Origin of the sequence: Pseudomonas fluorescens (assembly GCF_041354075.1) — a bacterium.
GTDB lineage: Bacteria > Pseudomonadota > Gammaproteobacteria > Pseudomonadales > Pseudomonadaceae > Aquipseudomonas > Aquipseudomonas fluorescens_CE.
In genome coordinates, this window is sequence record NZ_JARZGC010000016.1 from 106,434 (window position 1) to 130,523 (window position 24,090).

23 protein-coding genes are annotated in these 24,090 nt (G+C 62.3%); 2 read left to right on the plus strand and 21 right to left on the minus strand.

The annotated features are described in order from the left end of the window. Positions 1-66 precede the first annotated feature (66 nt). The 19 genes from QIW53_RS19520 to QIW53_RS19610 form a co-directional block, all read right to left on the minus strand. Positions 67-1,515 carry an efflux transporter outer membrane subunit gene (locus tag QIW53_RS19520; protein ID WP_371051271.1) on the minus strand — a complete coding sequence of 483 codons (1,449 nt, stop codon included), beginning with the start codon at positions 1,513-1,515 and terminating at the stop codon, positions 67-69. Continuing rightward, positions 1,512-2,399, minus strand: coding sequence for an efflux RND transporter periplasmic adaptor subunit (locus QIW53_RS19525; RefSeq protein WP_371051272.1), 888 nt, complete (start codon positions 2,397-2,399; stop codon positions 1,512-1,514). The genes QIW53_RS19520 and QIW53_RS19525 overlap by 4 nt, the downstream gene beginning before the upstream one ends. Then, the gene (locus tag QIW53_RS19530) at positions 2,396-2,605 is read right to left on the minus strand and encodes a DUF1656 domain-containing protein (protein ID WP_008034684.1); all 210 of its coding nucleotides are present in this window, start codon (positions 2,603-2,605) and stop codon (positions 2,396-2,398) included. Before QIW53_RS19530 ends, QIW53_RS19525 begins: the two co-directional genes overlap by 4 nt. Then, positions 2,602-4,674 (minus strand): FUSC family protein, encoded by a 2,073-nt coding sequence (locus QIW53_RS19535; protein WP_371051273.1) that lies wholly within the window; start codon positions 4,672-4,674, stop codon positions 2,602-2,604. Before QIW53_RS19535 ends, QIW53_RS19530 begins: the two co-directional genes overlap by 4 nt. Continuing rightward, complete coding sequence (locus QIW53_RS19540; RefSeq protein ID WP_371051274.1) at positions 4,671-5,099, minus strand: MarR family winged helix-turn-helix transcriptional regulator; 429 nt, start codon at positions 5,097-5,099, stop codon at positions 4,671-4,673. The genes QIW53_RS19535 and QIW53_RS19540 overlap by 4 nt, the downstream gene beginning before the upstream one ends. Positions 5,100-5,240: 141 nt before the next feature. Further along, on the minus strand, positions 5,241-5,522 hold the full coding sequence (locus tag QIW53_RS19545) for a type II toxin-antitoxin system RelE family toxin (RefSeq protein ID WP_371051275.1): 282 nt from the start codon (positions 5,520-5,522) through the stop codon (positions 5,241-5,243). Beyond that, complete coding sequence (locus QIW53_RS19550) at positions 5,512-5,757, minus strand: type II toxin-antitoxin system Phd/YefM family antitoxin (protein ID WP_371051276.1); 246 nt, start codon at positions 5,755-5,757, stop codon at positions 5,512-5,514. The genes QIW53_RS19545 and QIW53_RS19550 overlap by 11 nt, the downstream gene beginning before the upstream one ends. Before the next feature lie 89 nt (positions 5,758-5,846). Then, positions 5,847-6,092, minus strand: a complete 246-nt coding sequence (locus QIW53_RS19555) for a DUF2789 domain-containing protein (RefSeq protein ID WP_371051277.1) — start codon at positions 6,090-6,092, stop codon at positions 5,847-5,849. A gap of 94 nt (positions 6,093-6,186) precedes the next feature. Continuing rightward, positions 6,187-8,652 (minus strand): TonB-dependent siderophore receptor, encoded by a 2,466-nt coding sequence (locus QIW53_RS19560; protein WP_371051278.1) that lies wholly within the window; start codon positions 8,650-8,652, stop codon positions 6,187-6,189. Between the two features lie 99 nt (positions 8,653-8,751). After that, positions 8,752-9,708, minus strand: coding sequence for a FecR domain-containing protein (locus tag QIW53_RS19565; protein ID WP_371051279.1), 957 nt, complete (start codon positions 9,706-9,708; stop codon positions 8,752-8,754). Then, positions 9,705-10,214, minus strand: a complete 510-nt coding sequence (locus QIW53_RS19570; RefSeq protein ID WP_371051280.1) for a sigma-70 family RNA polymerase sigma factor — start codon at positions 10,212-10,214, stop codon at positions 9,705-9,707. The genes QIW53_RS19565 and QIW53_RS19570 overlap by 4 nt, the downstream gene beginning before the upstream one ends. Before the next feature lie 102 nt (positions 10,215-10,316). Further along, entirely contained in the window at positions 10,317-11,834 is a 1,518-nt protein-coding gene (locus tag QIW53_RS19575) for an efflux transporter outer membrane subunit (protein WP_371051281.1), read from the minus strand. After that, the gene (locus tag QIW53_RS19580) at positions 11,831-12,895 is read right to left on the minus strand and encodes an HlyD family secretion protein (RefSeq protein ID WP_371051282.1); all 1,065 of its coding nucleotides are present in this window, start codon (positions 12,893-12,895) and stop codon (positions 11,831-11,833) included. Before QIW53_RS19580 ends, QIW53_RS19575 begins: the two co-directional genes overlap by 4 nt. Positions 12,896-12,921: 26 nt before the next feature. Beyond that, positions 12,922-14,454 (minus strand): MFS transporter, encoded by a 1,533-nt coding sequence (locus tag QIW53_RS19585; protein ID WP_371051283.1) that lies wholly within the window; start codon positions 14,452-14,454, stop codon positions 12,922-12,924. Between the two features lie 217 nt (positions 14,455-14,671). Beyond that, positions 14,672-15,589: a LysR family transcriptional regulator gene (locus QIW53_RS19590; protein ID WP_371051284.1), complete on the minus strand. Its 918-nt coding sequence runs from the start codon at positions 15,587-15,589 to the stop codon at positions 14,672-14,674. A gap of 213 nt (positions 15,590-15,802) precedes the next feature. Continuing rightward, positions 15,803-16,669 (minus strand): ABC transporter permease, encoded by an 867-nt coding sequence (locus QIW53_RS19595; protein WP_371051285.1) that lies wholly within the window; start codon positions 16,667-16,669, stop codon positions 15,803-15,805. A gap of 21 nt (positions 16,670-16,690) precedes the next feature. Beyond that, entirely contained in the window at positions 16,691-17,551 is an 861-nt protein-coding gene (locus tag QIW53_RS19600; RefSeq protein ID WP_371051286.1) for an ABC transporter ATP-binding protein, read from the minus strand. A gap of 5 nt (positions 17,552-17,556) precedes the next feature. Beyond that, positions 17,557-18,582, minus strand: a complete 1,026-nt coding sequence (locus QIW53_RS19605; RefSeq protein WP_371051287.1) for an ABC transporter substrate-binding protein — start codon at positions 18,580-18,582, stop codon at positions 17,557-17,559. A gap of 17 nt (positions 18,583-18,599) precedes the next feature. Beyond that, positions 18,600-19,487: a TauD/TfdA dioxygenase family protein gene (locus QIW53_RS19610; RefSeq protein WP_371051288.1), complete on the minus strand. Its 888-nt coding sequence runs from the start codon at positions 19,485-19,487 to the stop codon at positions 18,600-18,602. Positions 19,488-19,717: 230 nt separating this feature from the next. Between QIW53_RS19610 and QIW53_RS19615 the strand changes: the two genes are divergently transcribed. Further along, entirely contained in the window at positions 19,718-20,086 is a 369-nt protein-coding gene (locus QIW53_RS19615) for a tryptophan synthase subunit beta (RefSeq protein WP_371051289.1), read from the plus strand. Positions 20,087-20,090: 4 nt separating this feature from the next. On the opposite strand, the gene lapD is transcribed toward QIW53_RS19615, so the two are convergent. Continuing rightward, entirely contained in the window at positions 20,091-22,037 is a 1,947-nt protein-coding gene (gene lapD / locus QIW53_RS19620) for a cyclic di-GMP receptor LapD (protein ID WP_371051290.1), read from the minus strand. Between the two features lie 14 nt (positions 22,038-22,051). Continuing rightward, positions 22,052-22,744 (minus strand): cysteine protease LapG, encoded by a 693-nt coding sequence (gene lapG, locus QIW53_RS19625; RefSeq protein WP_371051291.1) that lies wholly within the window; start codon positions 22,742-22,744, stop codon positions 22,052-22,054. Between the two features lie 195 nt (positions 22,745-22,939). Between lapG and QIW53_RS19630 the strand changes: the two genes are divergently transcribed. After that, a complete protein-coding gene (locus tag QIW53_RS19630; protein WP_371051292.1) occupies positions 22,940-23,644 on the plus strand; it encodes a GntR family transcriptional regulator in 705 nt (234 codons plus the stop codon). Positions 23,645-24,090: the final 446 nt, after the last annotated feature.

Consider the following 24,090-nt stretch of genomic DNA (forward strand, 5'->3'; position numbering starts at 1 on the left):
ACCAACACTAGCCTTGACTGACGAGATCGACGCGCGACCTCGTCAAGTCAAAGCATAGCAATGGCCTCAGGGTTTGCTGGCGTTCGAGCCTTGCGTTCGTCCGCTTTCCCAACCACCGCCCAACGCCAGGAACAGATCGATCTGGCTCAACGCAACCTGGGTGTTGGCGGCGGCCAGTTGCGCGGTGACATCGGTGTAGGTGCGGGTGGCCTGCAGGTCGGCGAGGAACGACTCGCGGCCGGCCTGGAAGAACCGGTGAGTCTGGTCGGCCGCCAGCTTCGCCGACTGCTCGGCGTCCGCCAGGGCCTCGCGACGTTGCAGCAACGCCGAATACTGCGCCAGGCTGGTCTGGGTCTCGCGGATGGCGTTGAGCACCACGCCATCGAAGTGGGCCAGGTTGGCCTGGGTCACGGCCTCTGCCTCGCGGATCCGCGCCCGGGCGCCGTTGGTCGGCACACTCCAGGTCAGCGACGGGCCGAAGCCCCAACGATTGGCCGAAGGCTCGCCGAGGTTCTCCAGCAGACCGACGGTGCCGATGGTCGCGCCGATGCGAATGTCGGGGTACAGCTCGCCCGTGGCGATGCCGATACCGGCGGTCGCGGCGGCCAATCGACGTTCGGCCTGGCGAATGTCGGGACGACGCTTGAGCAGCGAGGCGCCATCGCCCACGGGCATCAACTGGGCGATGTGCGGCAGTTGCGCGCAACTGGCGGTGCCGGACGGCAATTGGTCCACCGGTTTGGCCAGCAGCATCGACAGGCGGAACAATCCGGCCTGACGCGCTGCCTCGTAGCGTGGCATCTCGGCGCGCAAAGACTTGAATTGGGTTTGCGAACGGGTGACCTGGGTTTCATCACCCCGGCCGGCATCGCGCAAGCGCTGGATCAGCGTGGTGCTCTGCGATTGCAGGTCGAGGGAATGCTGGGCGATTTCCCGCTCTTCGTTGGCCGCACACACCTGGGTGTAGGCCCGCACGACGTCGGCCACCAGGGTGATACGCGCGGTATCGGCGGCGGCCTGGGTCGCGTCGGCATTGGCCTTCGCGGCCTCGATGCCGCGCTTGAGCGTGCCGAACAAGTCGAACTGGTAGGAGGCGCTGATGCCGATATCGCCGATGTTGGCCACCGGCACTTTTTCAGTCAACAGGAAGGCTTCACCGGACTCCTGCAAGCGCTGGGCACCCATTTTGATACCACCGCTCCAGCCGCCCGCCGCCTCGGCTTCGTCGACCTGCGCCCGTGCCCGCAGCAAACTGGCAGCCGCCACCCGCAGGTCGGTGTTGGACGCCAACGCCTGCTGGACCAACTGATTGAGGCGAGTGTCCTGATACAGGCGCCACCAATCGGCTGGCACCTGCGCCGACACCACCGGCTTGCCGTTCACGGCCAGTTCGCCCTGCAAATCGGCGCGTTGGACGGCGGCCTCCTTGGGCAACTGGTAATCCGGCCCGACCGTCTGGCAGGCCGACAGCAGCAAGCCCAGGCCGACGACGGCGAACCCCGCGGCCCTGCTCATTTGCCCGGCTCCTGCTGACGGTCGTCGATGATCGATACCGTGGCCGTGCGCCCGGCGATCATGCGGAAGTCAGCCGGCACCTCGTCGAAGGCAATCCGCACCGGAATCCGCTGGGCCAGCCGCACCCAGCTGAACGCCGGATTGACGTTGGGCAGCAGGTTGTTGCCACTGCTGCGGTCACGGTCTTCGATGCCGGCGACGATGCTTTCCACATGGCCGCGCAGACGAGCGTTGTCGCCGATCACGCGGATGTCCACCGACATCCCCACATGAATGCCGTCCAGCTTGGTTTCCTCGAAATAGCCGTCGATGTGGAAGGAGTTGCTGTCCACCACCGACAGCACCGGACGCCCGGCCGTGACGAACTCCTGAACACGCGGGGCGCGGTCGTTGACGTAGCCGTCCACCGGGCTGCGCACGGTCGAGCGGTCGAGGTTGAGCTGGGCGCTGTCGACCGCCACCTGAGCTTCCATCAGCGCCACTTCGGCACGGGCCACCCGCGATTGGCTTTCTTCCAGTTGCTCGCCCGGCACCAGGTTGCCCAGGCCACGGTTGCGCTTGGCTTCACGCTGGGCCTGCGCCAGGGTTTCCTGACGGTCGGCGACCGCCGCCTTGGCCTGGCGCAGGGCCAGTTTGAAACGGTCCTGGTCGATGCTGAACAGCACCTGGCCACGCTTGATCAACTGGTTGTCGCGCACGTCCACCTGCTGGATCAGCCCGGAGACGTCCGGCGCGATCTGCACGATGTCGGCGCGGATGTGGCCGTCACGGGTCCAGGGCGCAAACATGTAATACATGACCATGCGCCAGACTACGACGACCGCGAAGCTCACGATCAACAGTGTCAGGACCACACGGCCGAGGGTCAAAAAAGGTTTTTTCATGTCATCAGGTATCGGCTGAGTGAATCCACGGCGCCCAGCAGCAAGGCGTATAGCGCCACGTTGAACAATGCCCGGTGCCAGACCAGGCGGTAAAAGTGCAGGCGCGTCAGCAGGCCGTGCACCAGCAGGTAAATCACGTAGGTAATGCCCATCAGCACCAGCAGCGTCGGCAGGAACACCCCGCTGATATCCAGATCACCGATCATAAAGGCGCTCCATCGATGCCATGGGGTAATGGTTCTTCGACTTCGCCGCTGCCAACGAATTCGACACCCGGCAACAACGCCAGACGCAAGCCGCTCAGGGCGTGCAACAGTTGAAAACGGGCGCCGTCGTCGCAGTCCTGGTTGAGGGCGCGACGGGTGCGGTCCATCGACATCAACAACGCACTGGGCGCCGGCAGACGCTCGCCGGCCTTGAGGCAGGCCTTGAAGTACTCGCCGACCTCCGCCACCACCTGATGCAGCAGCACCTGCGGGTAGCCAAGCACCCGCGGGGTGTAGGCCAGCAGGTCGAGCAGGTTCAGCGCCACGCGCACTTCACGCAGGGCGATGCCGGTGTCTTGCCCGGTGATGGCCAGGCGCGGCAGGTGCTGCATCAGGCGATCGAGTACCTGCACGCCCAACTGCCGGTGCTCGGCCAGTGTCGCCGGCTCGGTCAGGCTGACGATGTCGCGCCAGCTGAAGCGGGTCAGGCGCTTGGCCGCCAGCTCCGCGCCAAAAGGCCGGGCGATCAGGGTCCAGACAAAGGCGAACAGCAACCCCACGGGACCTGCCAGGTTGGAGTTGACGAAGCTGAGGAAGTCCGCGTCGTAAGCGCCCTGAATGCTGATGAAGGACGAGGTGTTGACCAGTGTCAGCAGCATGCCCAGGTAGAACTGCGGCTTGACCGTCAGGGTGCCGATGCAGATGAACGGCACGGCAAACGCCAGTACCAGCATCGGGAAATCATGCAGGTTGGGCAGCACCAGAAACAGGTAAAGGCTGGCGAACAGCACCGACATCGCGGTCCAGAAAAAGAACCGGTAGATCTGCGGCGCCGGGTCGTCCATCGAGGCGAAGAAGCTGCAGGCCACCGCCGCCAGAATCACTGCCGCCCCGCCGTCGGTCCAGCCCAGCAGAATCCACAGGACCGAGGCGACGATGATCGCGGTGACGGTGGACGCCGCCGAGTAGAGCATCAGCCCACGATCCAGAAACGGTGACAGCCGGCCGAGGCGCCAGTGCCGATACACCGCGTGCCAACTGTCCTGGCTCTCGCACTGGATGGCGTATTGCAGGCTGCGGCAGTCCTGCCACAGGTCGATCCATTCGCCGAGTCGGTACAGGGCATTGGAGAACAGCAGTTGCTTGCGATCATCCAGCGCTTCAGCGGACGGTTGCAGCGCCTCGAGCTGATCTTTCAGCGCTTGCCAGCGCCCGAGGTCGGCGTCCTTGTGTTCCAGCCATTGAGCAGTGGCGGCCAGCAGCGGCGCAAATCGCTCCACCAGCTCCGGCGTGCGCCGCTCAAGGGCGTAGAGCGCGTCGTCGAGGGCATCGATCACCGGCAGCAGGTGAATCATCCGTCCGCGCAATTCCTTGGTGTTGCGCACGGTCTGGGGGCGAGCGCCCTCGTGGGGCAACTGGCCGATCATCAACTCCAGGGTGTTGAACGTGGCCACCATCGATGAGCGCAACGCACTGACTTCTTCGGGCTGCACGTTGCGGCTGAGGAAGCGCAGGCTGTAGGTCGAGGCATCGGCGAACCACTTGCTCACCGAGTCGTTGAACACCGGCGCCAACCGACGGGGCCAGAACATCGCGCCGACCACCGCCGCCACGGCGATGCCAAGGAAAATCTCTTCCGTGCGCGCCTCGGCCACGTCCCACACCGCCAACGGGTTATCCACCACGGGCAGGGCGATCAACGGCAAGGTGTAACCGGCCAGCATCAGCGCGTAGTTGTTGGCGGTGCGCAGGTGCATGGACAGGAACAGCAGGATGCCGGTCCAGAGCGCGATCACCAGCACCAGCACGTAAGGGCTTTGCACGAACATCGGCACGAACAGCACCGCCGCTGCGGCGCCGAGCAACGTTCCGACGGCGCGGTACAGCGCCTTGGAACTGGTCGGACCGACAAAAGGGCTGGATACGATGTAGACCGTGGCCATCGCCCAGTACGGACGCGGCATCTGCATGAGCAAGGCGATGTACAGCGCGATCATCGACGCGGCAAATGTGCGCACGCCGTAGAACCAGTCTCGCGCTGGCGGAACGCCGTCAAAGAATCCGCTCAAGGGTTCACCACGGCGGGCGCGTTGGCCGCTTCGAAGGCTTGCAGGACCCGCAATGCCGCTTCCAGATCGCTGGTGGCGATGCCTTCGAGCACTTCGTGACGCAAGCGCACGAGCTCGATTTCAACCGCCTGCACCAGTTCGCGACCGGTGTCGGTGAGGCTCAGGCATTTGGCGCGACGATCCTGGGCATCGGCGGTGCGACACACGTAGCCAGCGTGACACAACTGGTCGAGCAGACGCACCAGCGACGGGCTTTCCATTCCGGCGGCCTGCGCCACCGTCACCTGCCGCACGCCCTCGCCCAGCCGGCCGATCATCAACAACGGGACGGCGCAGGCTTCCGAGATGCCATAGTTGACCAGCGTGGTCTGGCAGATTTTGCGCCAATGCCGGGCAGCCACCACCATGCAGCTGCTGATGTTCATCTGGAGAGCGTCGAGGTTCTTGGGCACGGGAAAGACACACTGTTAGTTTGCTAACTATCAATATGTCATTGGAGAGGGAGGTCGGTCAAGTTTTGATACAAATTACTGCCCCAGGCTGGAGCGTGTTGAAAGCCTTGCTTCTCAGCGTTTACGGGCCAGCTTGTACACAGCGCTACGCTCACGCTTACCGACTGCGACGACAGAAATTACCACTCGCTCATCAATGATCTCGTACACCAGTCGGTATCCCGACGATCTCAACTTGATCTTGTAGCAATCAGGCATCCCATGGAGGGCGTCGACCGGAACGCGAGGCAACTCGAGTCGCTCTACCAGTTTCTTCTTGAACTGCTCGCGTACCGTATGTCCGAGCTTGTCCCACTCCTTGCGAGCGGATGGCAAAAATTCGAGCTTATAGGTCATCCAGGCTTACCGGGACGGGTGTTTCATGCCGGCGGGAACGCACGATCTCAGCGAGCTCGATGTCGTCAAGACGCTCCATCATGGCTTCGAACACATCTGCCGGGACCATGTATCCCATGACCCGATTGTGATTGAGCACTGCTACGGGGCCGCCGTGTCCACCGCTCAAGACAGCAGAGGGATTTTTCTTCAGTTCAGACACGCTGACGGCCATATCGGCGAGTACACTTTGCATAAATAGGACCTCTAATAAGTCCTGAATTTTGGTCTATTTTTAGATTTCGAGCAACGTCGGAAAGCTAAGGAAATACGTTGCAGGAGTTTTCACACCCCCCGCCCTTTCCTCAACAACACATCCAGCTGATCCACCACCTCCGCCCAATCGGCATCCTCCAGAATCTCGTCACGCAAGAACGCCGCCTGGCTTTTGCTCCAGAAAAACGCGTCTGCCAGGTGCAGCTCGGGCTTGAGCGGCGAATGGGTGGCGATGAATTGATCGATGCTGACGGGGTCGTTCGGCAAGCCGAGTTGCTTGAACAGGGATGGAAGGCTGTGCATCGGGGATTGCATGTCGTACTCCTGGTTCATGGTAAGGGGTCAATCAGGCGCAAACGCCGCCCCTTGCAACGGGGGCGGCGCACATCTCAGCCTGGACCTCTGCGGCTTACCAGTCGTAAGACAGGCTGGAGACGACTGTCCGGCCATCGCCGTAGTAGCAATCCCACTGGCTTCTGCAACTGGCGACGTATTCCTTGTCAGCGAGGTTTTTCACGTTCAGCGCGAGCTTCACGCCCTTGAGGCGGAAGGCCGACAGGCCCAGGTCGTACGTCAGGCTCGCGTCGTACACGGTGTAGGACGGAACCTGAAACGCACCTTCGTAGTCATCACCATAGTTGCTGCGCGCGTAACGTGCGCCCACCCCGGCGCCGATCCCGGCCAGCGGCGTGTCGCCCCGCACGAAGTAATTGACCCACAAGGCGGCGGTCAGCGGTGGATTGCCTGCCGGATGGCGGCCTTTACGACCGTCGTTGTCCTTGGTGTATTTGATGTCGTTGCGCGACGCCGAAGCGATCACGTCCCAGGATTCGCTCAACTCGGCCTTGGCCTCGAACTCGATGCCCTTGGAGCGAATGGCACCGCTCTGGTTGCTGAAACCGGGATTGCCCAGGTCAGTGGTCAGGATGTTTTCCTGCTCCAGCTCATACGCGGAAATCTGCACGAAACTGTTCTGCCCCGGCGGCTGATACTTCACGCCGGCCTCGTACTGCTTGCCGGTGGAAGGGTCGAACGGACTTCCCTGCGCACTGGTGCCGGTCAGGGGCAGGAACGATTCCGAATAGCTGACAAAAGGCGCCACCCCGTTATCGAATAGATAGACGATCCCGGCACGGCCCGTGAATTTCTCGTCCTTGCTGCTGGTATGAACGTCGGTGAGTGGCTGCTTGTTATCGGTTTTCGCCCAGTCGTAGCGGCCGCCCAGCACGAAGACCCACTGGTCGAGCTTGATCTGGTCCTGCGCATACAGACCGGTCTGGGTAACGGTGTTATCCCAGCGATAGTTATTGCCGAAATTCAGCGATTGGCCGTAGACGGGGGTGAACAGGTCGATGATCGGCGGGTTGTAGTCGTACAAGCCGTCGAATTTCGAGTTGAAGTGGTAGTAATCGACGCCGACGATGGCCGTATGGCTGAGCGGCCCGGTGTCGAATTCGGCCTGGGCGATGTTATCCACACCGAAGACCTTGTTGTCCTGCTGCCAGTTGACGCCGTAGCGGGTCTGATAGCGCTGATCGTTGGCTCCGGTAATCGGGTTGGCAACGAAGCGGTAACCATGCAGGGGGGCGGTGTAGTGGTCGTTGACCCGGGCATACCGTGCGTTCTGCTTCAGGGTCCAGACGTCGTTCAGGCGATGGGAAAATTCGTAGCCGAAGGCGTACTGCTCGCGGTGGTAGTCATTGACACCCGGTTCACCGAGGAACAGGTCGCGGTCGATCTTGCCATTGGGGTTATCGAACAGCGTACCGACAGCCGGAAGGCCTTGCGCCTCGGGAACCCCTTCGTCCTTCTGGTACTGGGCGAACAGGGTCAGGCTGGTGTCCTCACCCGGGCGCCAGGTAAAGCTCGGGGCAATGAACTGACGCTTGTCCTTGACGTAGTCGATCTCATCCTGGCTGTCGTTGGCCAGTGCAGTCAGGCGATACAGAAACTTGCCTTCATCATCCAGCGGGCCACCGAGGTCAATGGCGGCGCTTTTATGATCGTAGCTGCCGGCCTCGAACTTGACCTGATGCAAGCCTTCTTCGGTCGGACGCTTGCTGACCAGGTTGACGATCCCGCCCGGCTGGTTCTGCCCGTACAGCACCGACGCCGGGCCCTTGAGCACTTCGATGCGCTCCAGCGAGTACGGCTCGATCTGCAGCGCGCCGCCGGTGCTGCCGCCGCCATAGGGCAGGTGCAAGCCATCGAGGTACAGCGGCGTGGGCGAGAACCCGCGCGAGGTCGGCTCGTCGAAAATCTTCACCCGGTCGGAGAATCCGCCCCCGGTGATGCCCGGCGTGTAGCGCAGGGCTTCGGTGACGCTCTGTGCATTGCGCGAGCTGATTTCGGCGGCGGTGACGACGTTGATGGTCTGCGGGATTTCCACCAGCGCCGCGTCGGTCTTGGTCCCGGTCGCACTGCGTTTGGCGACGATGCCGTCGACCGGGCCCCAGGCGTTTTCCCGGGTTTCGGGCGCACTGACGCGCGTCGCCCCCAACTGCAGCGGACCGCTTTGCGCGATCGGCTGCAACGACCATCCGCCCTGGGCATAGACGGCCTGCAATCCACTGCCCGCCAACACCCGTTCAAGCCCCTGGTTCACGTCGAAACGACCCTGGAGCCCGGCGCTGCGCTTGCCTTCGGTGAGCTGCGCATCCACCGACAGCAGAATGCCCGCCTCGCTGGCAAAACGATTGAGAACCTGATCGAGGTTGCCGGCGGCGATGCTGTACTGACGCGCCTGGCTCACGCTGGCCTCTTCGGCCAGCGCCAGATTCGGCAACAGCGGCGTGGTGGCCAGAAAGGTGGCCAATACGCCACGGCGCAAGACGCGATTGAGCGGGAAAATCTTCTGTTTTGGGCGATGTGGCATTCTGGAACTCCCCGTGAGAATGCTTCTTGATTTGCTTTCAAGAGGTATCCCGAGCGGGGCATGAAAACCGACAAGCGCTGGCGAAATTTTTTTTGCAGGTCAAGCGCGGCGTTTCACCGTCACCCAGTAACGGGTCACGGACTCGACCTGTACCGGCAATGTGCGTTCGAGGGCGGCGAGGACCGCATCCGTGTCGTCGAGGGGAAATACGCCGGTCAGCAACAGCGACGAGGCCGCCTCATCGCAACGAATCCAGCCCGGTCGATAACGCGCCAGCTCCGCCAGGAAACGCCCCAATGGCTGACGCTCGGCCACCAGGCGACCTTGGCTCCAACTGCTGGCATTGACGTTCGCCGGCTGCATCATGCCTGCACCGCCTGCGTTGAACCACAGGCTGTGGCCCGCCTCCATGAGCACTGAAGCGCCCTGTCGAGGGCTGATCCGCAACTGTCCTTCATAGAGTTCGACACGGGCACCGTCATCCATCTCGCGCACGGAAAACCGCGTGCCCAGTGCCTGGACGTCACCGCTGGCGGTTTCCACGATCAACGGCCGGGCCGGGTCGTGCCCGCTGGTGAGCAGCACCTCGCCCCTGATCAGCTTGATCCGGCGCTCCTGGTCGGTGAAACGAAGATCGACGGCACTGTCGCTGTTGAGGTCCAGCCGCGTGCCATCGCTCAAGGTCATGTGGCGGATCTCGCCGGTGGAGGTGCGGTGTTCGGCAAAGGTGGCGCGCCAGGACACCTGGCCTTGCAGCAGATAGCCGCTGCCGCCCGCGACCAGCAACAGGCCGAGCATCTTCAGCGCGGCACGACGCTGGGGATCGGGGCTGTCACGCAATACCGCCCGCGCGCAACCCGCCGGCACCGAGCCGAAGGTCTGCTGCAGTTGCTGCAATCGCTGCCAGGCGCGCTGATGTTCCGGGTGAGCCTGCTGCCACCGGGCGAAGGCCAGACGCTTTTCAGCATCCAGCTCACCACCCCAGTGCAGCATCAGCCATTCACTGGCCTGCTCGACGATCGCCGGATCGATGGGTGCGTCGTGGGCACGGCTCACGATTCATAGACCAGTTGATAACAGGCCAGAATCGCCCGGGTCATGTATTTCTGCACCGAGCTGACCGTCACCTCGAGCCGTTCGGCGATTTGCGCGTAGCTCAAGCCTTCGAATTGTGAAAGCAGAAAGGCCTGGCGCACGTTGTTCGGCATGCGATCGAGCATTGCATCGATTTGCGTCAGGGTTTCAAGGATCAACGCCCGGGTTTCGAGGGAGGGCGACTCCGGCTCCGGCAGGTGCGCGATGCTTTCCAGGTAGGCGCGCTCGATGCGCAGACGTCGCCACTGGTCGATCACCAGGTTGCGGGCGATCTGCGTCAGGTAGCTGCGACTTTCCAGCGGGCCGGGCATGCGCCCCGACACCAGCAGGCGCAAGAACGTATCCTGCGCCACATCCGCCGCGTGCTCCCGGTCACCCAGGCGCTTGCGCAACCAGCCTTGCAGCCAGCCATGGTTCTCGCGGTAGAGACGATGAAGGGAGTCGTTGCCGCCAGTTGCTGCGTCCATGGGAGAATCTGCGCGCGTGATTGATAGCAATTATCATTACACTTAACGCAGCGGCTGGCAAAACCATTCACAGCGACGGCATCAGCTGGCCATCAATCGCCCTCAGCGTTGCGCCGCCAATGGATAGACCGACTGCCATCCGCCGCCCAGCGCCTTGTACAACCCGATCATCGCCAGCGACACCCCGGTCGAGCTCTCGACCCATTGCTGCTGGGTCGCGAGCAAATCGGCCTGCACGGTGAGGACGTTGACGAAATCCACCACCCCTTCCACGTACTGCTGTTTCGCAGTTTGCAGGGCGATCTGGTTCTGGTGCACCGCTTCGGCGAGGCTGTCGCGGCGCAGCTGGCTGGCGTTATACGCCGTCAGTTGATCGTCGATTTCATGCCAGGCACGCAGCACGGTCCGCTGGTAGCCAATCGCGGCTTCCTGCTGCTGGGCCTCGCGCAGCTTGAGCACGCCGCGCAGGCGGCCGCCGTCGAACAATGGAAGGCTCATTTGCGGGCCGATGCTGAAGGCCCGCGAACCCCATGAACCGAAATCGCTCAGTTGCATCGCTTGTGAACCGAGGTTGCCCGACAGGGTGATGCGCGGATAGAAGTCGCCCTTGGCCACGCCTATGTTCGCCGTGGCCGCATGCAGACGAGCTTCGGCCTGACGAATGTCCGGACGGCGCTCGGCCAGTTCCGACGGCAGGCCGATCGCAACCTGACGCGGCGTTTGCGGCACCGGCGCGTCGGCGGCCAACTCGGCCTGCAGCGCCTGCGGCGGCTCGCCCATCAACAGGCTCAGGGCGTTGATCAGTTGCGACTGGCGTTGTTCCAGCGCCGGCAATCGCGACTCGATGGCGGCCACTTGCGCGGCGGCTTCGGCGACGTCCAGGTCGGTGGCCACGCCATCCGCCAGACGCAGCCGGGACAATTCCAGGCTATGGCGCGCAACCTCGAGGTTCTGCTCGGTGACGGCCCGGGTGTTTTGCACGCCGCGCAGCTGGATGTAGTCCTGAGCCGTTTCGGCTTGCACCGACAGCAGCACGCCGCGCTGGTCGTTTTCTGCGATTTCCAGGGTCGCATCGGCAGCTTCGGTTTCACGCCTGACGCGGCCCCAGAAATCCAGCTCCCAGGAGGCCGAGAAGCCGGCGTCCCACAGGTTGAACGCCGCATCGCCCTGCTTGCCCGACGGGTCACTCAGGCCTTCGCCGCTGTTGCGTCTGTGCCCGTAGCTGGCGGTCGCGGCGGTGTTGGGGTAGCGATCGGCCGTGATCACCTGGCGCACCGCACGGCTTTGCTGCAAGCGGCTGCTGGCGAGTTTCAGGTCGAGGTTGTCGGTCAATGCGCGCTGCATCAGGGCTGACAGTTTGGCGTCCTGGAACACCTCCCACCAGCGTTCGCTCAGTGTCTGGGCAACGGCCTGGCTGGGGGCGTTTTTCTGCGGCGTTGACCATTCGGCGATCTGCTGGGCGTGCGGTTTCTGGAAGTCGGGGCCGACGGTGCAGGCAGACAGGCTCATGACGAGCAGGGCACTCAAGGCGAGTGGGGGCTGACGCCATCGCTGAGCCCCGCTCTTTGTGGGAGCGAGCCTGCTCGCGATGGCGTCAGCGCCGGCAACACAAATCTTCATTGCTGCGCCACCTCACGCTTGCCGCTGTCGGCCGTATCGATACGGGCCTCCACCGACATCCCCACCCGCAGCCGATCCGCCAGGGGTTGACCCGGCTCGAGCACGATCTTCACCGGAATGCGCTGCACCACCTTGGTGAAGTTGCCGGTGGCGTTGTCCGGTTTGATCGAAGCGAAAGTCACCCCGGTGGCCGGCGCGATGCTCTCCACCCGACCCAGCAGGATTTCCCCGCCCAGGCTATCGACGCTCACCTGCACGTCTTGCCCCGGCTGCACGTTGGTCAGTTGGGTTTCCTGGAAGTTGGCGACCACGTACGCCTGGGTCAGCGGCACCACCGCCAGCAACTTGCTGCCCGGCGTAACGTACGCGCCGACACGCACCGCCCGCTCGCCGACCATGCCGTCCTGCGGCGCGACGATACGGGTGTAGGACAACTCGAAACTGGCGATTTCCAGCGCTGCTTGCGCGCGTTTCAGGCCACCGTCCGCCGCATCGCGTTGCGCCGTGAGAATGTCCACTTGCTTGCGTTCCGCCGCCAGCACGGCGCTCGCATTCGCCAGCCTGGCCGTGGCCTGTTCGATTCGGGTGCGGGCTTGCTGAGCATTCTGGACCGTGCCAGCGCCCACGCCGGCCAGGTGGTTGTAGCGCTTCAATTCATGCTCGGCGAACGCCATTTCCGCCTTGGCCGCGACCACCGAGGCTTGAGCCTGGGCGATCACCGACACCTGCCGTTCCAGGGTCGCCCGGGTGTTCTGCAACTGAGCTCGCGCCACCAGGGTTTCGGCGTCGGCCGCCTGGGCGGCGGCACGCAGGTCGCGGTCATCGATCAGTGCCAGCAATTGCCCGGCCTTGACCTGCTGGTTGTCCTCGACATAGACCTCCTTGATGAACCCGGCGACGCGCGGCACCACCAGGGTGTAATCGGCGGAGACATAGGCATCGTTGGTGGTCTGCTGGGTGCGCTTGCCAAACAGCCCCGGCGCCAGCCAGCAGACCAGCACGCCCACCGCCACCACGACGGCAACCGCGATGGCCACTTTTTGCTTTGATTGAGTCGTCATAAAAACCTTCAGTTTCAAGGGAGCGTTCAAGTCGGCGCGCGCGGCGGGTACATCCGCGTCGGCAGCCAGAAAATCAGCAGGATCAGCACCAGGGCGACACCGGCCATGCACAGGTAGATATCCGAGGCAGTCAGCACCACGGCCTGCTCATGCAGCCGATGGGCAAGGCCCGCGCTGTCGCCGTCGGCCAGTGGTGAATTGCCGAGGCGGTCCACCAACATGGTCGAATGAAAGTGCAATCGCGAGGTGGTCAGCACCTCGATCACCCCGGTGGCGATCACCGCTGCCAGGCCCTTGACGGTGTTGAACCAGGCCGAGGCAAACGGGCCTTGCAGGGGCGAGATACTGCCGGTGGCGAGCATCAGCAGCGGCAACACTGCCATCGGCTGGCCGAAAATCTGCAGCAGTTGCAGCCCATAGAAATCGTCACGAATCCATACCGAAGTCAGCTGTGAACCACCGATGCACGACAGCGCCAGCATGCCCAGGCCGATGCCCAGCACCCAGCGACAATCCACCCAACGCAGGTTGCACAGCGCCGCCACCAGCGGCAGCGCCAGCAACTGCGGCAATGCGGCGATCAACATGATCGGCGCGGTCTGGACCGGGCGATAACCCTGGACCTGCGCCAGGTAGCTGGACGGCAGGATGACCACCGACGTCAGGATCACCAGCACCCCGGCCAGCGTCAGCAAGGCGAATGACAGGTTGCGGATGCCGAGCATCTGCAGATTGAAAAAGGGTACGGGGTGCGACCATTCATTGATCAGGAACAGAACGAGCAGCAGCAGTCCACCGACGAGCAATCCGCTGATGAGGCTCGACTCGAACCAGTCCAGTCGATTGCCCTGGAGAATGCCGATCACCAGCATGCAGATCGCCGGGAAACCCAGCAGCAATCCCCGCCAGTTGAATTGTTTGAAGCGTTCCAGGCGCAGCGGATCCTGGGGCAGGCCGTAGGCCACCGCGACCATGGCGAGCAGGCTCGGCACGATGATTTGCCAGAACGTCCACTGCCAGCCCACGTGCTCGGTCCACAACCCCGCCAACGGGGTGCCCAACCCGGGGCCGAACGTCGCCGTCAGGGCATAACCCGCCAGGCCGTACAGCTTTACATTGGCCGGCAGAAAACGCAGGGCCACGGTCATCAGCATCGGCGGTAATGCGCCTCCGGCAAGGCCTTGCAGGATGCGCATCAGCAGCAGGGTTTCATAGTTCGGGGCGAAGGGGCTCAGCACACCGAGCACAGCGAAAATGCCGATGGCCCAGAGGGTGAAGCGCCGCAGGGACAGCGTCACCGCGCACCAGGGCGCGAAAGCGGCGGCGGCTACGGAGGTCGCCGCATAGCTGGCCACCAGCCACGTGCCCTCGTCATAACCGATGGCCAGGGCGCCACGGATGTCGGCGAGTGCGACCTTGGTCACCATCTCGTTCAGGCCCGAGGCCAGCACAGCCACCAGCACGCCCACCAGGCCAATGATGATCCGAAAGCCAAATGGCTGGGCTGCGGCGGCTGGCGCAGGCGCAGCCAACGGCGCCGAGGCCGTCAGGGAGGTCATCGGTTCAAACTCCGGAAAAATAGGCAGGCAGTTTACGGACGGTGATCACTGACGAAAACTGACTTATCGGCAATGTATAAATGCACCAGACGCATCTATCGAGTGAGGTCAGCGCACGTTAGTGCACAGCCCGCAGACACTCATCCATGAGGAAAAAAACTAACACCCACGCGACAGAGGGAACACCATCTATAGGTATGAACCGCTAATACCGTCGTCAGATCTGCGAGGCCTGCCAGGTTTCGTCGCAGCAAGTCTTGACCGTTTCGCGCAACCAGTGGTGCACCGGGTCGTTGTCAAACCGCGGATGCCAGGCCTGCGTCAGCACCAAAGTCGGCAACGGCAGCGGCAAGGTGAAAGAACGCAGTTTCAAGCCGAGGCGGCGTACGCTCGACAGCGTTTCCCGGGGCACCGGGAGGATCAGGTCGGAATCCGGCAGGGCGAACATGGCCGCATGAAAACTCGGCGCAATCACCGCCACCCGGCGCTCCAGCCCCAGGGCGTTGAGCGCGGTATCGATCGGCCCACGAGCGATGCCGCGCCGGGACACACTGACGTGGGAAAAACCGGAAAAGCGCTCGGCCGTGATCTCTTCTTCCAGCAACGGGTGGTCTTCGCGCACCAGGCCGACGAATTGCGTGGTGAACAGCGTCTGCACCTTCACTTCCGGCATCAACGGGCGGTTGTTGCTGACGCTAAGGTCGATGCGCCCCTCGCGCAAGGCCTCATCATCGCTATCGCCTTCGGGCACAAAGCGCAGTTCGCAATGGGGTGCCTGCCGCTCCAGGGTGTCGAACAGCTTGCCGCCGTAGACGCCGACGAAGAAGTCGTTGGCGCGAATGCTGAAGCGTCGGCGCAGACTCGCCAGCTCCAACACCCGCGCCGAGTGAAACAGCTGTGCGGCTTGCTCCACCAGCTCACGTACCTGGTCGCGCAACTCCAGCGCCTTGGGTGTCGGCACCAGGCCACGCCCGGCCCGTACCAGAATCGGATCGCCGATGGCCTCGCGAATGCGCGTCAGCGTCCGGCTCATCGCCGCCGGGCTCAGGTGCATCCGCCGCGCCGCGCCCACCACGCTGCCCTCGTCGAGCAGGGCGTCGAGGGCGACCAGAAGGTTCATGTCGGGCAGTTGCATACTGAGCACTCGTGATGGAGGGAGATTGCTTCAGGCGCAATGCTAGCAAACAACATTGGTGATATGTGTTGTGTGGTCTGACGCCTTCGCGGGCAAGACCGCTCCCACAGTGGATTTCAGCAGACGTGATTCTTGTATCCGACATGAAACCTGTGGGAGCGGGCTTGCTCTGGGCGGCATTCCGACGATGGGGCCGTCCCGGACAGAAAAGAACTACCGCTGCATCCCCCACCGCTTCACCGTCACCCGCTCAAGAGTGTCAAACACCAGGTTCTCCACCAGCAGGCCGATCAGAATCACCACCGCCAACCCGGCGAACACCTTGTCGGTATACAGCTCGTTGCGGTTCTGGAAGATGTACCAGCCCAAACCGCCCTTGCCGCTGGTGGCGCCGAAAACCAGTTCCGCCGCAATCAAGGTGCGCCAGGCGAAGGCCCAGCCGATCTTCAGCCCGGCAAGAATCGACGGCAACGCCGCCGGAATCAGGATGAACAGCACGAAGCGCATGCCTTTCAAACCGTAATTGCGCCCGGCCATGCGCAGGGTTTCCGAGACGCCGAGAAAGCCGGCGTAGGTATTGAGCGCCAAGGCCCACAGCACCGAATGCACCAGCACGAAGATCAGGCTGTTCTGCCCCAGCCCGAACCACAGCAGCGCCAGTGGCAGCAGGGCGATGGCCGGCAACGGGTTGAACATGGACGTGAGCGTGCTCAGCAGGTCGCGCCCCAACTGGGTCGACACCGCCAGCGTGGTCAGGGCGAACGCCAGGACGATGCCGATCAGGTAGCCCTTGACCAGCACCACCAGGGAGATCCACACCTTGCCCAGCAACTCGCCACTGACCAACCCGCCATACAGCGCCTGAGCGGTCTGCACGAAACTGGGCAGCAACAGGTCGTTGTTCTGATAGCGGGCGACGGCCTCCCAGACCAGCGCGAGCACAATCAGGATCAGACCCTTGCGGATCCAGCCCTGTTGCCACAGGCGCTGGCCAAGCGGCAGTTCACGCTCCAGCGACACATCGGTCAGCGCCGGCAGCACGGTTTCGAATTCTTCACGCGGGGATGATAAATGGCTCATCGGGCCCTCCTCTCAACTGGCTCAATAAGCGATGCGGATATCGGCGAAATCCAGCTCACGCTCGGTTTCCGGCGACTGCCCCTCTTCGAACAGCAAACGATGAATCCGTCGCGCCGATTCCTGAAACGCCACGCCGCCCAGGCTGTGCAAATCGTATTGATGGCTGTGGACTTCCGCCCGCACCCGCCCTGGATGCGGCGACAGCAACAGGATGCGGTTGCCGACCACCAGCGCCTCTTCGATGGAGTGTGTGACGAACAGCAGCGTGAAGCGCACCTCCTCCCAGAGCAGCAGCAATTCTTCCTGCATCTTGCGCCGGGTCAGTGCATCGAGGGCGGCGAAGGGTTCGTCCATCAGCAGGATTTTCGGTTGCATCGCCAAGGCCCGGGCGATCGCCACTCGCGCCTTCATGCCGCCCGACAGGGTGTGCGGGTAGGCATCGGCAAACGCCGCCAGCCCGACCTTTTCCAGGTAGTGCAAGGCGCGCTCTTCGGCTTCCTTGCGCTTGAGGGTTTTCGACGCCAGCAAGGGAAACATGACGTTCTGCTTGACGGTCTTCCAGGGCGGCAGTTGATCGAACTCCTGGAACACCACGATGCGGTCCGGGCCCGGCGCGTCGATCCGCTGACCTTGCAGGCGGATCTCGCCTTCGACCGGCTGGATGAAACCGGCGGCGGCCTTGAGCAAGGTCGATTTGCCGCAACCGGAGGGACCCAGCAGGACAAAACGGTCCGCCGGATCGATCTCGAAGCTCACTTGATGAGTCGCCCGAACCACACGCTGGGGCGTGCGGTATTCGAGGCTTACGTTATCCACCGACAACAGCGCCTGGGCGGTGGCGTTCGGTTTGCTGACCGTGTGGCCTGGCAATGGGGCGTTCATGTCGATCAGCTCCCTTGTAGCGGTTTGGCGTCCTGGAAGAAGTAATCCTTCCACGAATCCGGTTTGTTCTTGATTGCGCCGACGCGGTAGAGGAATTCGGCGAGCGGGTAGGTGTTTTTCGGCGTGACACTGAATTCGAACTGCGGGTTGTCGATGATTTTCAGCAGCGCGGCACGGTCGATTTTCGCCTTGGTCACGCGGATGTAGGTGTCGGCGGCAGCGCCTTTGTCGTTCTGGGCAAATTGCGCAGCTTCGGTCAGCGCCTCGACGAACGCCTTGTAGGTTTTCGGGTTCTCGTTGCGGAATTTTTCCGTGGCGAACAGCACCGTCGGCGAGTTCGGGCCGAGCAGGTCATAGGTGTTCAACACCACATGCACGTCCGGGTTGGCCAGTGCCTGGTCCTGGAACGGCGGATTGGAGAAATGCCCGGTCAACTCGGTGCCGCCGGCAATCAGCGCGGCGGTGGCATCGGGATGCGGAACGGCGATAGTGTATTTGTCCAGGCGATTGAATTCCTTGTCGCCCCACTGCTTGGCCGCCGCGTATTGCAGGAAGCGCGACTGCACCGACACGCCCACCGCCGGCACGGCGATGCGGTCCTTCTCGGAGAAGTCGGCAATGGTCTTGACCTTGGGGTTGTTGCTCACCAGGTAGTAAGGGAAGTTGCCCAGCGAAGCGACCGCCTTGACGTTCTGCTTGCCGTGGGTACGGTCCCAGATGGTGAGGAGCGGCCCGACACCGGCGCCGGCAATATCGATCGAGCCCGAGAGCAACGCATCGTTGACCGCCGCCCCGCCCGAGAGCTGTGTCCAGTCGACCTTGATGTCGATGCCTTCCTGCTTGCCGTACTTCTCGATCAGGTTCTGATCGCGCACCACATTGAGCAGCAGATAAACGATGCCGAACTGTTCGGCGATGCGGATTTCACCTTCGGCGTGGGCCACGCTCGGCGCCACCAGGCTGCCAGCGATCAGGCTGAACCCGAGCCCGATGGCCGCCGCCAGCGGCGCGAATGGAAGACGTTTGGACATGGTCGTACTCCAAGAAATCAGAAAGGCGCGTCGCCCTGGATGGTGGTGCGATACAACTTGCGGCGCAGGTGGCTCGGGCATCCGGCCGCCAGGTGGATCAACGAGCGGTTGTCCCAGAACACCAGGTCGTGGGGCTGCCATTGATGGCGGTAGATGTTCTGCGGCAACACGCTGTGGGCGTAGAGTTCATCGAGCAATTGCTTGCTCTCGTCCTCCGGCAGACCGACGATCCGCGTGGTGAACCCCTCGCTGACGAACAGCGCCTTGCGGCCGTTTTCCGGGTGTGTGCGGACAACCGGATGAATGACTTCAGCGACCTGGGCCAGTTGCTCCGGCGTCAGGGTCGGGCGCCAATTGCCTTCGAACTTGGTCTCGCTGTAGCGTGCCGTGTACGAGTGCGCCGCCGAACGCCCTTCGACGACCTTGCGCAGCGCGTCAGGCAGGTTGTCCCAGGCTTTGTGCATGTCGGCGAACAGGGTATCGCCGCCTTCGGGCGGCAACTCCTGGGCATGCAGCATCGAGCCCAGGCTGGGCAGCTCCTTGTAGGAAAGGTCGGAGTGCCAGAATTTCCCGGCGTCACCAAGTCCGATGGATTGGCCGTTTTCGATAATGTTGGAGACGATCAGGATTTCCGGGTGCCCGGTCAGCAGGAACTGTTTGAGCACATGGATCTGCAACACGCCAAAACGGCGGCTGAAGTCGATCTGTTGTTCGGGAGTGATGCGCTGGTCGCGGAACACCACGACATGGTGATCCAGATGAGCGCGATGAATGCGGGCAAAATCCTGGTCATTGAGTGGCCGGGACAGGTCGAGGCCAATGATTTCGGCACCGACGACGCCCTCGAACGGGCGAATCTCGAAGGTTTGCGGTGCAATGTTGCGGGTTGCAGAGACGACAGACATAAAATCACTCCCACGCACGGCACGCTCAGGGCGCGCACGTCGATCAGAAACTCACGGATGTCCCGTGTTGGTTCGTGTCGTGCGGCGCGCCGATTGGTCGGCAGGTACGCAGGAGGTTGACTTTATAGGTATAAGAACGTGAGTTTAAATACCGTTAGCGAATAACCATATGGCTTATTTCGCCTATGCTGCTGACAGGATGACGCTGCTCAACATTTGAGGGACGCTCGATGTTCTACGTGCAACGCAATACGGACGGCCAATTGACGCGCGTGGAGGCCGAGGCGTATGCCGGGTCCACTGAAACCCTGCCGGCGGATCACCCTGACCTGCAGGAATGGTTCGCCAGCGAGGTCGTGGCCACCAGCCACAAACAATTGCAGCAGATCAAACAGCTCAAGCAGTTGAAACAGAGTGACCTGGACATGATCCGGGTACTCGACGACCTGATTCAGGTCCTGACCGATAAAGGCGTGATCCGCGTCACCGACCTGCCGGCCGCCGCCCAGGCCAAGCTCATGGACCGCTCCCAGGCGCGGGAAGCCCTGGGTGGCTTGAGTCACCTGGTGGAAGACGACGATGAGGTCGGCTTGATTTAACGCGTTATTGCCAGGGCCTGGGCTCACCCACCAACTGCCCCTGCACGCCAAAGATATCCATCTCGCGAATCACCGCCAGTTCCCCTTCGGTCTCGACCCGCTCGGCAATCAGCGGCAGGTCGATGCTGTGCGCCGCCCGCTGTATCGCCTCGATGAACAGGCGCTTGTCACCCTCGTGATCGATCGCACGGATATACACGCCATCGATCTTCAGGTACGCCAGCCCCAGCCGCGCCAGGTTGCCGATCATGCTGAAACGGCCGCCAAAGTGTTGCAGCCCCAGCGAGAAACCGATCCCGCGCAGGCGGCGCATGAGGTCTTCCAGCTTCGCCTGCTCCGGCAGTTGTTCCTCGCCGATTTCCAGGACCAGCCGTGGGCCAAGGTTGGAGTGCGCACGCAGAATATCCAGGACCTTGCCCAACGCCTGGGGATGGGTCAGCGTCGCCGAAGACAGGTTCAGCGCCAGTGATGCCTGATGGGCCGGCATCTGCTCGATCACCTGCTCCAGCATCAGGCGATCCAGGCGTGCGGCCCAGCCGAAGCGCTCCAGCCACGGCAGGAAGCGGCCAGCGGGGATGGCCTGGCCCTGTTCGTCGATCAGCCGCGACAGTACCTTGTAATGCAGCACCAGCGCGGTGTCCTGGCTGGCGACCACCGGTTGGAAATACAACTCGAACCGCCGTTGATTCAGCGCCTGATCGAGCAAGCGGTGCCAGGCATGATGGTCATCGCCAAGGGTGAAGGGCGCGCTGTGATCCAGGCAGACCCACCGCGAATCGCCCTGACCTTCCGCCTGGGCGAGTGCCTGATCGGCCAGGCCAAGCACTGCCTGCGGTGAGTCGCCAAACTTGAACGGCGCCAGACCGATGTAGGCCACCGCCGCCACGTCGGTGGCACCCGTCGCGTGCAGGCTGGTCAGGGCCAGGTCCAGGTGTTGCGCCAGTTGCAGCGCTTCGGCATGCATCAACCCTGGCGCCAGCACGGCAAACTCCCCGCCACGGACCCTCGTCACCATATTGAGGGTCTCTGGATACCTGGCGCATTCGCGCAGCAGTTGCTGGCCGACGGCCTTGAGCAACTCGTCAGTGTGCTGGCCACCCAGGCGCTGGTTCAGCCCGGCAAGGTCCTTGACCCGCAACAACAACAGATAACCCGAACTCGCCAACTCGGGGTTGCTCACCCGGGCATTGAGTTGCATCTCGAAATAGCGTCGGTTGGCCAAACCGGTCAACGCATCCTGATAGGACTCGTCACGCAATTTTTCGCTGCGCTCGGCTTGCTCCTGGAACAGTGCCTTGAGCTTCTCGACCATCTGGTTCATGGCCTGGACCACACGGCGCAATTCCGGGGTGCGCGGCAGGTCGGGCAGGCTGAGGAATTCCCGACGGGCAATGGCGTGGGATTGCTGGACCATGTAGTCCAGCGGTTTCAGTTGCCGGCGCAGCAGCAAGGCGCCCAGCCCCGCGCTGACCGCACCGCAGAGCAGCAGCCAGCCGAGGCTGCCCAGCGCGCTCTGCCACAGCTTGGCAATGGCGAACATCGGATGGCTGACCACCTCGACCCGCGCCGCCTGCTCCCAGCCACGACTGACAATCGCATCGCCGCCTGCCGGTTCCAGACCGATCAGCTTGACGAACCAGTCCGGCACATTGCTCACCGCCGGACTGCCGCTGCGCTCCACCAGCGTCTGGTCATTCGACAGGTCGACAACGCGGATGCTCGCGTAATAACCACTGTCGAAAATCGAGCTGACGAGCAGCTCGACCATCGCCGGATCGTCGATGTTCGGTGTCAACGACAGCGCCAAAGCCGTCGCCGCGTCCTGCGCGTGGGAGCGCAACTGGTTGACGTATTGAGTGCGCGAACTTTCCAGGCTGACCATGAAGCTGCCGGTGAAGGCGACCACCAGGAACAGACAGATTGCGATCAACAGCTGTTTGAACAAAGACATCTGAGCGCGTGCTCCTAATTAGTCGTCTCGACCGGAAAACCTTCGGCCTGCATTTTCTTCAGAACATCCTGCCAGCGGGACAAACGCTTGGTATCGCTGACTTTCGTATTGCCCTTGGCACCCGGCAACCACACCCCCTCGGCATTAAAAGCGTAGACGGGCAGCAGGTCGGTTCGTTGGCTGGCGGGTTTGATCGCGTCAATCAGGCTGTCGAGCACCAGCGGCACGGCATCCGGGCTGGCGTAGTACGTCAGCACCATGTGCGCGCGATTCAGGGTCAGGGCCTTGACGTAGGTGATGCGCAGCCTGTCGCTGGAAACGCCGAGGTGGCGCAGGCTGAAATATTTGGCGATGGCGTAGTCTTCGCAATCGCCGGCCCCCTTCCACAGGGCTTCGATCGGCGTTTCCCAGTAATCGACCGTGTGCCACAGGTCGATGTCTTCCTGATAGCGTACCTGCCGGTTGAAGAACAGATTGACGACCTTGAGCTTCTCAAGTTCGCTGACCTGCTTCTGGGTGGCCAACAGGTGCTGCCAGGCATCAATTCGTTGCTGACCTGCGCCCAAAGGTCCGTACAATGCCTGCGCCTTGCGGCTGATCAGGGAAAAATCCCAGTCGGCATGCAAACCGCCCGACAGCATGCCGGCCAGCAGCAACGCGCCGCCTAGCCAGCGTAAAGTCCGGGGGATTGCGAAACTTGCCGCCAATGCGAGGCATCCATGTAGGCAGGTGGAATCGATTGATGGTGAAGGTTAGCCGGTTAAAAGACAATGGCACGATGAGATCGCCGAGAGCGCGCTAAGCTTCTTGTACAAGTTGTTTAACATGCACGTTTGACAAGTTTTGGGGCAGTCACTAGTGTCAGTTTGGATCCAATCTATCAGCCATCAGGGTGCGTTGTAGTGACACAAAAACCCAACCCGCTCAACAGCATCAAGGTCAACGGGCCGATTCCCGCCTACGTGGCCCGCTCGGTCATCGAGAAAACCTTGCGCGCCGCCATTCTCGACGGCCGTATCCCCTGTGGCACCGCACTGCGCCAGCAGGACCTGGCTGACCTGTTCGGCGTCAGCCGCATGCCGGTGCGCGAAGCATTGCGCCAACTGGAAGCACAGGGCCTGCTCAATGTAGTCGCCCACAAAGGCGCGGTGGTTGCGCCACTGGTCCAGGGCGATGCCGCCGAAACCTACGCACTGCGCATCCTGCTGGAATCCGAAGCCCTGCGCCTGTCGATCCCGCTTCTGACCACCGAGGACTTCGAACAGGCGGCCCGGTACATCGATCAGCTGGAAACAGAGCATGACTACACCGAGATCGGTCGGCTCAACCGCCTGTTCCACATGACGCTCTACGGCAAGGCCCCCAATCATCGGTTATTGAAACTGATCGAAGAAGGCTTGAACGAGGAAGAACGCTTCCTGCGTTTCAACCTGGAAGCCATGGGCCTGGGCAAACTGTCCCAGGACGATCACCGGGCGTTGTTGCACGCGGCGCATGCGCGGGATATCGAGCGCACGGTGAAGTTGCTAGAACAACACCTCAATCGGGGCGTCGAAGTCATCACCCGGTACCTCGAAAGCTCCCAGGCACAAAGCAGAAAAGCCTAGAAACAATCGTTACGACAGTCAGACCGAGCAGGTATCGCCTGCTCTCAGGCGCCTGTTGCGAAGGCGTTCGTCCTTCTTTCCCTTGAGTTCAATCCCTGCGCTGACGACAGGACAGGTCGGCGATAGCGGCTGCCTTGATTTACGCTCACTCTTGGGACTGCCAGCCAATAAAACACGGGCGAGGTGACGCGCGAGCGGCACTGCCCCCCCATCAAGAACCTACGGAAGGAGTCTTGCCACGGGAAAAGGAAGTCTTGGCGCCCTGCCATCTTCCCCCTCGAAAAATCAAACTGAATATCGTCCCTTAGAAAGTTGCTCGAGTGAGGCATTCACTCTTTATTCCCATTTCGACTTATATAAGACGGAAGGAGCAACTACGCCCAAATAAAACTTGCGACACAAGTTTTAGTGGAACTTATCATGCGCTGAAAAGTTAAACTTAAAAA